Source organism: Enterobacter sp. D2 (assembly GCF_034427575.1).
GTDB classification, from domain to species: Bacteria; Pseudomonadota; Gammaproteobacteria; order Enterobacterales; family Enterobacteriaceae; genus Enterobacter; species Enterobacter cloacae_M.
Genome location: NZ_JAXQPP010000003.1, coordinates 436,589 through 446,386 on the forward strand (window position 1 = coordinate 436,589; position 9,798 = coordinate 446,386).

Consider the following 9,798-nt stretch of genomic DNA (forward strand, 5'->3'; position numbering starts at 1 on the left):
GGTTTTCCGACTAGTGCCCTGAGAGATGGGGATAGCTTTTTCCCCCTTCAAGGGGGAGTCGAAAAAAAAATTTGCGAAAGTGTTACCATCGCCTCTCTTTTGGTACTGGCAGGGCGATGTGAATGAGTGGACTCAAGCAGGAGCTGGGGCTGGCGCAGGGCGTCGGACTGCTCTCAACCTCCTTGTTAGGTACGGGCGTGTTTGCCGTACCCTCACTGGCGGCGCTGGTGGCTGGAAATAATAGCCTGTGGGCGTGGCCAGCGCTGATTGTATTGGTTTTCCCGATAGCCATTGTGTTTGCCATCCTGGGGCGGCATTTCCCCAGCGCGGGCGGCGTGGCGCACTTTGTCGGACTGGCCTTTGGCCCGCGGCTGCAGCGTGTCACCGGCTGGCTGTTTCTCTCCGTCATTCCGGTTGGCCTACCTGCGGCGTTGCATATTGCGACCGGCTTTGGTCAGGCGCTGTTTGGCTGGCATAACGAGCAGTTATTGCTGGCCGAACTGGGTACGCTGGCGATCGTCTGGTGGGTGGGTTCTCGAGGCACCAGCTCCAGCGCCAACCTGCAGACGCTGGTTGCGGTGCTGATTGTCGCGCTCGTTGTCGCAATCTGGTGGGCGGGCGATATCACAATAAAGGAAATTCCCTTCCCTGCGGTGACAGACGTCGACCATTCCGAGCTTTTCGCCGCGCTCTCCGTCATGTTCTGGTGTTTTGTCGGCCTGGAAGCCTTTGCCCATCTGGCCTCTGAATTTAAGCAGCCTGAACGCGATTTCCCCCGCGCGCTGATGATAGGCCTGCTGCTGGCAGGTACGGTCTATTGGGCATGTACCGTGCTGGTCTTACACTTCCACGCGTTCGGAGCGGATCTCGCCGCCGCGGCATCGCTGCCGGGTATCGTGGTGGAACTGTTCGGCGTGAAGGCGCTATGGATCGCCTGTGTCATCGGCTATCTCGCCTGTTTTGCCAGCCTCAATATTTATATCCAGAGCTTTGCTCGGCTGGTGTGGTCGCAGGCGCTCGACAAACCTGAGAATCGCCTCGCGCGCCTGTCTAAACGCCAGCTTCCGCTGAATGCCCTGAATACCGTACTGGGCTGCTGCGCGGTGAGCACGCTGTGTATTTACGCACTGAAGATTAATCTGGACGCGCTGATCGTCTACGCCAACGGCATTTTCATCATGATCTACCTGCTGTGCATGCTGGCGGGATGTCGTTTGCTGAAAGGTCGCTATAAAGCTCTGGCGGTCGTCGGGGGGTTGCTTTGCCTGCTGTTGCTGGCGATGGTGGGATGGAAGAGTCTGTACGCGATTATCATGCTGGCAGGGCTGTGGGTGTTTTTGCCGAAGCGCGGTGCGCTCCCGGAGGCCCGGTAGGCGAAGCGCCACCGGGCAACAAAATCACCGATCGTCTTTATGATCTAAACGGTCGTGCTGTTCATCCTTACGCTGATACTCCCCTTCAAAGGTATCGCCCGGCCCGGTGCTGAACCCGCCGCCCGGCATACGGCTAAAGCGCAGATGCGGCAGCAGCTTCATGGTCAGGTGTTTTTGCACCGGCGGCAGAAGCAGCAGCAGGCCGAGGAAGTCAGTGAAGAACCCCGGCAGGATCAGCAGCAGCCCCGCAATAATCAACGACACGCTTTTGATCATCTCTTCCGCCGGGCTTTCCCCTGCGGCCATCTTCTGCTGCATTATCAGGAAATTTTTGAAACCCTGATTACGCACCAGCGACATGCCGATGACGGAGGTGAAAATCACCAGAATCAGTGTCAGCAGGACGCCCAGCACATGGGCAACCTGGATGAAAATGGAAATCTCAATGTAAACATAGAGAAAGAAAGCAATAAACGGTATCCAGCGCACTGGCATCTCCTGTGTGGCAGAGGCCATCGGGCCCCTGTCTGAATGTGTTCGCGACGCGCGTTTGTATGAAATGGTGACGGTTAGCGAAAATTCAATCAGTTTGCACGGATATTTTTTTTGGAAATTATAAAGCGGTGACCCATTTCACAGATTAATAATTATCATGGAATCGGCTCGATAATAAGTGATCCAGCTTACGGCAATTCGCTATCATCAGCATATGATCTCGAGCATCTGGCTGATTGAGGGAATAATCGTCGGCCAGAAAATATTCAAAACCACATAAATACTGTGTGTTTAGTACAATCCATCGGCAGCTTGAAAAGAAGGTTCACATGTTAAACAACATTCGTATCGAAGAAGACTTGTTGGGTACCAGGGAAGTTCCAGCGGATGCCTACTACGGTGTCCACACTCTGAGAGCGATTGAAAACTTCTACATCAGCAACAGCAAAATCAGCGACATCCCTGAGTTTGTCCGTGGCATGGTGATGGTGAAGAAAGCCGCAGCACTGGCCAACAAAGAGCTGCAAACCATTCCTAAAAGCGCGGCAAATGCGATTATCGCAGCCTGCGATGAAGTGCTGAACAACGGCAAATGTATGGACCAGTTCCCGGTTGACGTCTATCAGGGCGGCGCGGGTACCTCCGTCAACATGAATACCAACGAAGTACTGGCAAACATTGGCCTGGAGCTGATGGGTCACCAGAAAGGTGAATACCAGTACCTGAACCCGAACGATCACGTAAACAAATGCCAGTCTACCAACGACGCCTACCCTACCGGCTTCCGTATCGCGGTGTATGCCTCTGTGGTGAAACTGGTGGATGCGATCAACCAGCTGGGTGATGGCTTCCAGCGTAAAGCGGTTGAGTTCCAGGACATCCTGAAAATGGGTCGTACCCAGCTGCAGGACGCGGTGCCGATGACGCTCGGCCAGGAATTCCACGCGTTTAACGTACTGCTGAACGAAGAGACCAAAAACCTTCTGCGCACCTCTGAGCTGCTGCTGGAAGTGAACCTGGGCGCCACCGCCATCGGTACCCGTCTGAACACCCCGGATGGCTATCAGCAGCTGGCGGTACAGAAGCTGGCCGAAGTCTCTAACCTGCCGGTTGTGCCTGCAGAAGACCTGATTGAAGCCACCTCCGACTGCGGCGCCTACGTCATGGTACACAGCGCCCTGAAACGTCTGGCGGTGAAACTGTCCAAAATCTGTAACGACCTGCGCCTGCTCTCTTCCGGTCCGCGCGCTGGCCTGAATGAAATTAACCTGCCAGAGCTGCAGGCCGGTTCATCCATCATGCCAGCCAAGGTGAACCCGGTGGTGCCAGAAGTGGTGAACCAGGTTTGCTTCAAAGTCATCGGTAACGATACGACCGTGACCATGGCCTCTGAAGCGGGTCAGCTGCAGCTGAACGTGATGGAGCCAGTGATTGGCCAGGCGATGTTTGAATCCATCCACATCCTGACCAACGCCTGCTACAACCTGCTGGAAAAATGCATTAACGGCATCACGGCGAATAAAGAAGTCTGTGAGGGTTATGTCTACAACTCCATCGGGATCGTCACCTACCTCAACCCGTTCATCGGTCACCACAACGGTGATATCGTCGGTAAGATTTGCGCCGAAACCGGTAAGAGCGTACGTGAAGTGGTGCTGGAGCGCGGGCTGTTGACCGAAGCTGAGCTGGACGATATCTTCTCGGCCCAAAACCTGATGCACCCGGCATATAAAGCGAAACGATATACCGATGAAAGCGAACAGTAACCGTTCTGGCTAGGCTTCTTAAGGCACGTCACTTGTGACGTGCCTTTTTTCTTTTTAGGCGTTACCTAAATACAACAATTCAATATCAACTTGTTAATAAGCAAGGCAGGTCCTTATGTTTGGAGCAGAACTCGTCATCGTCTTGTTGGCGATTTATTTGGGAGCAAGACTCGGGGGTATCGGCATCGGTTTTGCCGGCGGTCTCGGGGTGCTCGTTCTTACCCTTATCTTTCAGATTAAACCCGGCGCAATCCCGTTCGACGTTATCGAAATCATCATGGCAGTTATTGCCGCTATCGCCGCCATGCAGGTGGCAGGCGGTATGGACTACCTGGTAAGCCTGGCGGAGCGTATGCTGCGCCGCCATCCAAAATACATTACCTTCCTTGCCCCGCTGGTGACCTGGTTTATGACCATTCTCGCCGGTACGGGCCACACCGCCTTCTCTACGCTGCCGGTGATTACCGAAGTGGCGAAAGAGCAGGGTATCCGTCCGTCTCGTCCGCTCTCTATTGCCGTCGTGGCGTCCCAGATTGCGATTACCGCCTCGCCGATTTCCGCTGCGGTGGTCTTCTTCGCCGGTATCCTTGAGCCGATGGGCGTGAGCTACCTGACGCTGCTGGCGATCTGTATCCCGGTGACGCTGATCGCGGTGATGATCACTGCCGTGCTGTGTAACTTCCTCGGCGCCGAACTGAAAGACGATCCGGTTTACCAGGAACGCCTTGCCAAGGGTGAAGTGAGGCTGCGCGGCAGCCAGGTCTTCGAGCTGAAGCCGCACGCAAAACGTTCCGTGCTGCTGTTTCTGATCGGTATTGTCGCGGTGATGTTCTACGCGACCGCCATCAGCGACACCGTGGGCCTGATCCAGAACCCGGTCCTGCCGCGTAACGAAGCGATTGTGGTGTTTATGCTGACCATCGCGACGCTGATTAGCATCACCTGTAAAATTGATACCAGCGAAGTGCTGAACGCCAGCACCTTCAAATCCGGTATGAGCGCCTGCGTGTGCGTCCTCGGCGTAGCCTGGCTTGGTGATACCTTCGTGAAAGCGCACATCAGCGACATTCAGACCGTAGCAGGCGACCTGCTGCACAACTACCCGTGGCTGCTGGCGGTGGTGCTGTTCTTTGCCGCTACCCTGCTTTACTCCCAGGCGGCGACCACAAAAGCGTTGATGCCTGCGGCACTGATGCTGGGCGTTACGCCACTGACGGCGATTGCCTCTTTCGCGGCGGTTTCCGCCCTGTTCGTTCTGCCAACCTACCCAACCCTGCTGGCGGCGGTGGAGATGGACGACACCGGCTCAACACGTATCGGTAAGTATGTGTTTAACCACGCGTTCCTGATCCCGGGCGTGGTCGCCATTTCACTTTGCGTGATCCTCGGCTTTATCATTGGCGGCGTGGTGCTGTAAACGGTGAGTGGTTGTAAAAATAGTTAAAATCGGGCCGCTCTGCGGCCCGTTTCATTAATGACCAACCGCCTTGCGTGATATAGTGAGGCCTTTCGTGATGAGGAGGTCGACTTGTGAACACGCCTGATGCTGTTGTCGTACTGTGTACCGCCCCTGATGAAGCCTCTGCCCAGGATCTCGCCGCCAAAGTGCTGGCCGAAAAACTGGCAGCCTGCGTGACGCTCCTCCCCGGTGCCACCTCCCTTTATTACTGGGAAGGCAAGCTGGAGCAAGAGTACGAAGTCCAGATGTTGCTCAAAACCAATCTGGCGAATCAGCAGGCTCTCCTGGACTGCCTCAAATCTCATCATCCTTACCAAACTCCGGAACTGCTGGTGCTGCCAGTGGTCCACGGCGATAACGACTATCTCTCATGGCTCAACGCTTCCTTACGCTGATCCTGCTGCTGTGCAGCACGTCAGCTTTTGCCGGGTTGTTTGACGCGCCCGGCCGTTCGAACTTTATTCCTGCCGACCAGGCGTTCGTTTTCGACTTTCAGCAAAACCAGCACGATCTCAATCTTACCTGGCAGGTGAAAGAGGGCTATTACCTCTACCGCAAGCAGGTGAGCATTACCCCTGCTAAGGCAAACGTAGGCGCATTACAGTTGCCCGCAGGCGAGTGGCACGAGGACGAGTTCTACGGCAAGAGTGAAATCTACCGCCAGCGCTTAAGCGTGCCCGTGACGGTGAATCAGGCCGATAAAGGTGCAACGCTGACGGTGACCTACCAGGGGTGCGCGGACGCGGGATTCTGCTATCCGCCGGAAACGAAAGTCGTGCCGCTTAGCGAAGTGAAAGCGACTGCTGCTGTAACGCCGGTCCCCTCGGTTGAGAAAACCAACGACAGCGCTGACCTTCCATTCTCAGCGTTGTGGGCTTTACTGATTGGTATCGGCATTGCCTTTACGCCGTGCGTGTTGCCGATGTATCCGCTCATCTCTGGCATCGTGCTGGGCGGCAAACAGCGTCTTTCTACCGCCCGCGCGCTGCTGCTGGCTTTTATATACGTGCAGGGAATGGCGCTAACCTACACGGCGCTCGGCCTCGTGGTTGCCGCTGCCGGGTTACAGTTCCAGGCCGCACTGCAGCATCCTTACGTCCTTATTGGCCTGTCGGCGGTCTTCATCCTGCTGGCACTGTCGATGTTCGGCCTGTTTACCCTGCAGCTACCGTCGGCTTTGCAGACTCGCTTAACGCTGATGAGCAACCGTCAGCAGGGCGGCTCCGCAGGCGGCGTGTTCGCGATGGGTGCCATTGCTGGGCTGATATGCTCTCCCTGCACCACCGCGCCGCTGAGCGCCATCCTGCTCTATATCGCCCAGAGCGGTAACATGTGGCTCGGCGGCGGAACGTTGTACCTGTATGCCCTGGGCATGGGCCTGCCGCTGATTCTGGTCACGGTTTTCGGTAATCGACTTCTGCCGAAGAGCGGCCCGTGGATGGAGACGGTGAAAACCGCATTTGGCTTTGTCATCCTCGCGCTGCCGGTGTTCCTCCTTGAGCGTATCATCGGCGACGCCTGGGGTTTGCGCCTGTGGGCGATGCTCGGCGTAGCGTTCTTTACATGGGCGTTTATCGTCAGCCTGGGGGCGAAGAAGCCATGGATGCGCCTGGTGCAAATCCTGCTGCTGGCTGCCGCGCTGGTGAGCGTACGCCCTCTGCAGGACTGGGCGTTCGGCACACCGGTGGGTCAGATGCAAGCGCATCTGAACTTCACCCAGATTAAAAACGTGGATGAACTTAACAGCGCCCTGGCAGAGGCGAAAGGCAAACCGGTGATGCTCGATCTCTATGCCGACTGGTGTGTCGCCTGCAAAGAGTTTGAAAAATATACTTTTAGCGATCCACAGGTGCAAAGCGCCCTGAAAGAGACCGTTTTGCTCCAGGCTAACGTGACCGCCAATAATGCACAGGATAAGGCTCTGCTGAAGCAGCTTAACGTACTCGGGCTGCCAACCATTCTGTTCTTCAATCAACAGGGCCATGAGCAGCCTGAGCAGCGTGTAACCGGGTTTATGGATGCTGCCGCATTTAGCGCGCATTTGCGCAATCGCCAACCGTAAACAACACTTTAAACGGGACAAACCGTTGGGAATAGCGGAGGAGATAACCGTGCAACGTGAAGACGTACTGGGACAAGCCCTGCAACTACTTGAGATTCAAGGGATCGCCAGCACCACGCTTGAGATGGTAGCCGACCGTATCGATTATCCTCTGGATGAACTTAAGCGCTTCTGGCCGGATAAAGAGGCGCTACTCTATGATGCCCTGCGCTATCTCAGCCAGCAGGTTGATATCTGGCGCAGACAGCTGATGCTGAATGAAGAACTGACCGCGGAGCAAAAGCTGCTGGCGCGCTATACCGCGCTGACGGAATGCGTCAGCAACAACCGCTACCCGGGTTGTCTGTTCATCGCCGCCTGCACTTATTTTCCCGACCCTGGCCATCCTATCCACCAGTTGGCGGAGCAGCAAAAACGAGCGGCGCATGACTTCACCCACGAGCTGCTGACCACGCTGGAAGTCGATGACCCTGCGATGGTGGCTAAACAGATGGAGCTGGTGCTGGAAGGTTGCCTAAGCCGCATGCTGGTGAACCGTAGCCAGGCAGATGTGGATACGGCGCACCGCCTGGCGGAAGATATTCTACGCTTTGCCCAATGCAGAATGGGTGGAGCGCTGACCTAAGCCAGCATGCCCGCCCAGGCGGAGATGAGCAGACACAGCGCCATCAGGCGCTGAAACCGCACCATCGCCACGGTGGTGCGAAAAATTCGGTTCACCGCTTTACCCAACCACGCCCAGCACATCAAACAGGCTATCGAGATCAGCAGAAACCATAGCGCCATTAGCGCAATATCGCGCAATGCATGGTCACCAGCTGGGGCAAACAGGCTGACGACGGCCAGCGCCATCATCCAGGTTTTCGGGTTCACGATCTGCAGCAGCGCCGCCGCCCGAGCGGTGAATCGGATACGGTGCTCAGCGGAGAGACGGGCAGCCGGGGCGCGAAACAGCTGCCAGCTCATCCAGCTTAGCCACAGCACGCCTGTCCAGCTCATTATCTGACGTATCAAAGGGTACTGACGCAGCACTTCCCCCGCGCCCGCGCCGGATACCAGCACGATCGCACTGGCCGCGATACACCCGCCCAGAATAGCAGGTACGGTATTTTTTACGCCAAAGTGCTGGCTGTTCGTCAGCACGAGAATATTGGTCGGCCCCGGCGTAATGGAGGCGACAAATGCGAACAACAGAAAGGGTATCAAACTCACAGGTGGCTCCTTTTTATTAGAGCCATGAATGTGCCGTTATTTTTTGGAAACGTCTGGAAGGTTTGTGCACAACCGTCGGTAGTGTGCAGGAGAGATGCGGTAAGCACGCTGAAACCAACGCCCCAGATGGCTTTGATCGGCAAATCCCACTGCGGCAGCCACATCAACGGGCTGGTCGCCACGCGCCAGCAGCTGTCGGGCCTTTGCCAGACGAAGCTGAATAAGCCATGCGTGGGGCGCCAGGTTGAACTCGCGCTTAAAACAGCGCGTCAGGGTAAAGCGATCCGTGCCCGTCTCGCGCGCAAGATCTGACAGCCCCACGTTCTCACCGATATGGGCATAGAGATAGTCGCGCGCCCGATGCGCCACAGCAGCGCTTTGTAACTGCGACGGTAGTTTCTTACGCCAGTGGCAGTGGGCGGTGATCCGGGAGAGCAGATTATCCATTGTGCTTTGCTGAACGATTTTCATCTCGTCATTATGCAGGGTGGAGAATGTCTCACCGATAGCGCGCACCAGCTGCGGCTCCCGCGTCAGCGTTTGGGCAAAGTGGGGTGAATAACTCCCTGGAGTAGATTCGTAAAGTCCCTGTAGCGCACGGGTAAGCCAGCGCTCATCAAGATAGAAGGTCAAATAGGTAAAGCCGCCCTCTACAGGCGCATCACCGTCGTGGATCTCGCCAGGCTCGAGGAGAAATGCGTCGCCCGGCTGGCTACGATGGCGCTCACGCCGGCAGTGAAACTGCTGCGTGCCGGAGAGGGTTATCCCTACCAGATAGCTATCGTGCCAGTGCGGATCAAAGGCATGCCCTTCGAAATGCGCTTTAATCGTCTCAATACCCGTATCTGCATGCTGACGCAGTTCAAGCCAGTCATTTGCCATACTGCCCTCCTCTTGCTATCAGCATTGCCGTATTACACTGGTTATGTCTGGAAGATTTGTGCATTTTCACGGCGAAAGCGGACAGATTGCCGCAAACTTAAGCAGTTGAACAGCTTTTCCCGAAATAATGTTGACGATCGAGCGTGATTGCGGTTTAATGCGCTCCGTTGCCCGGATAGCTCAGTCGGTAGAGCAGGGGATTGAAAATCCCCGTGTCCTTGGTTCGATTCCGAGTCCGGGCACCACTATTTAAAGAACCCAGCCTATGGCTGGGTTTTTGCTTTTCTGCGTTTATACATCCCATCTTTGTATTCCTGTTTCTCTTTGCCGTGTGATCGTGCGGTCTGCATTGCCGGATGGCGGCTTTGCCTTTTTCGGTCTACTGAGCCCGCAGGCCCGGCAAGCACAGCGCCAACGGACTTTTCTGCGCACAAAGCAAAAAACCCCGTACCTTTCGGTACGGGGTTCTTCTAATTGATGCCTGGCAGTTCCCTACTCTCACATGGGGAGACCCCACACTACCATCGGCGCTACGGCGTTTCACTTCTG

9 protein-coding genes and 1 tRNA gene are annotated in these 9,798 nt (G+C 55.9%); 7 read left to right on the forward strand and 3 right to left on the reverse strand.

The genetic code is table 11. The features are described from left to right. The first annotated feature begins 122 nt into the window (after positions 1–122). A complete protein-coding gene (gene yjeH / locus SPG90_RS17535) occupies positions 123–1,373 on the forward strand; it encodes an L-methionine/branched-chain amino acid transporter (protein WP_126303727.1) in 1,251 nt (416 codons plus the stop codon). Between the two features lie 24 nt (positions 1,374–1,397). On the opposite strand, the gene SPG90_RS17540 is transcribed toward yjeH, so the two are convergent. After that, a complete protein-coding gene (locus tag SPG90_RS17540; protein ID WP_023616652.1) occupies positions 1,398–1,862 on the reverse strand; it encodes an FxsA family protein in 465 nt (154 codons plus the stop codon). Between the two features lie 335 nt (positions 1,863–2,197). On the opposite strand from SPG90_RS17540, the gene aspA reads away from it, so the two are divergent. The 5 genes from aspA to SPG90_RS17565 all read left to right on the forward strand — a co-directional run bounded on the left by aspA (position 2,198) and on the right by SPG90_RS17565 (position 7,780). Further along, the gene (gene aspA, locus SPG90_RS17545) at positions 2,198–3,634 is read left to right on the forward strand and encodes an aspartate ammonia-lyase (RefSeq protein ID WP_003855923.1); all 1,437 of its coding nucleotides are present in this window, start codon (positions 2,198–2,200) and stop codon (positions 3,632–3,634) included. Between the two features lie 115 nt (positions 3,635–3,749). Beyond that, positions 3,750–5,051: an anaerobic C4-dicarboxylate transporter gene (locus SPG90_RS17550; RefSeq protein ID WP_023334226.1), complete on the forward strand. Its 1,302-nt coding sequence runs from the start codon at positions 3,750–3,752 to the stop codon at positions 5,049–5,051. Positions 5,052–5,164: 113 nt separating this feature from the next. Further along, positions 5,165–5,488: a divalent cation tolerance protein CutA gene (gene cutA / locus SPG90_RS17555; protein ID WP_014168278.1), complete on the forward strand. Its 324-nt coding sequence runs from the start codon at positions 5,165–5,167 to the stop codon at positions 5,486–5,488. After that, positions 5,464–7,155 (forward strand): protein-disulfide reductase DsbD, encoded by a 1,692-nt coding sequence (locus SPG90_RS17560; RefSeq protein ID WP_126303731.1) that lies wholly within the window; start codon positions 5,464–5,466, stop codon positions 7,153–7,155. Before cutA ends, SPG90_RS17560 begins: the two co-directional genes overlap by 25 nt. A 49-nt stretch (positions 7,156–7,204) precedes the next feature. Further along, positions 7,205–7,780 carry a transcriptional regulator gene (locus tag SPG90_RS17565; protein WP_023310110.1) on the forward strand — a complete coding sequence of 192 codons (576 nt, stop codon included), beginning with the start codon at positions 7,205–7,207 and terminating at the stop codon, positions 7,778–7,780. On the opposite strand, the gene SPG90_RS17570 is transcribed toward SPG90_RS17565, so the two are convergent. Together SPG90_RS17570 and SPG90_RS17575 are read right to left on the reverse strand one after the other, a co-directional pair. Next, positions 7,777–8,367, reverse strand: a complete 591-nt coding sequence (locus SPG90_RS17570; protein ID WP_023310109.1) for a LysE family translocator — start codon at positions 8,365–8,367, stop codon at positions 7,777–7,779. The two genes, SPG90_RS17565 and SPG90_RS17570, sit on opposite strands and share 4 nt — an antisense overlap. 36 nt (positions 8,368–8,403) lie before the next feature. Beyond that, on the reverse strand, positions 8,404–9,249 hold the full coding sequence (locus tag SPG90_RS17575; RefSeq protein ID WP_126303733.1) for an AraC family transcriptional regulator: 846 nt from the start codon (positions 9,247–9,249) through the stop codon (positions 8,404–8,406). Positions 9,250–9,418: 169 nt separating this feature from the next. Between SPG90_RS17575 and SPG90_RS17580 the strand changes: the two genes are divergently transcribed. Further along, positions 9,419–9,494 (forward strand) — tRNA-Phe (locus tag SPG90_RS17580). Positions 9,495–9,798 lie beyond the last annotated feature (304 nt).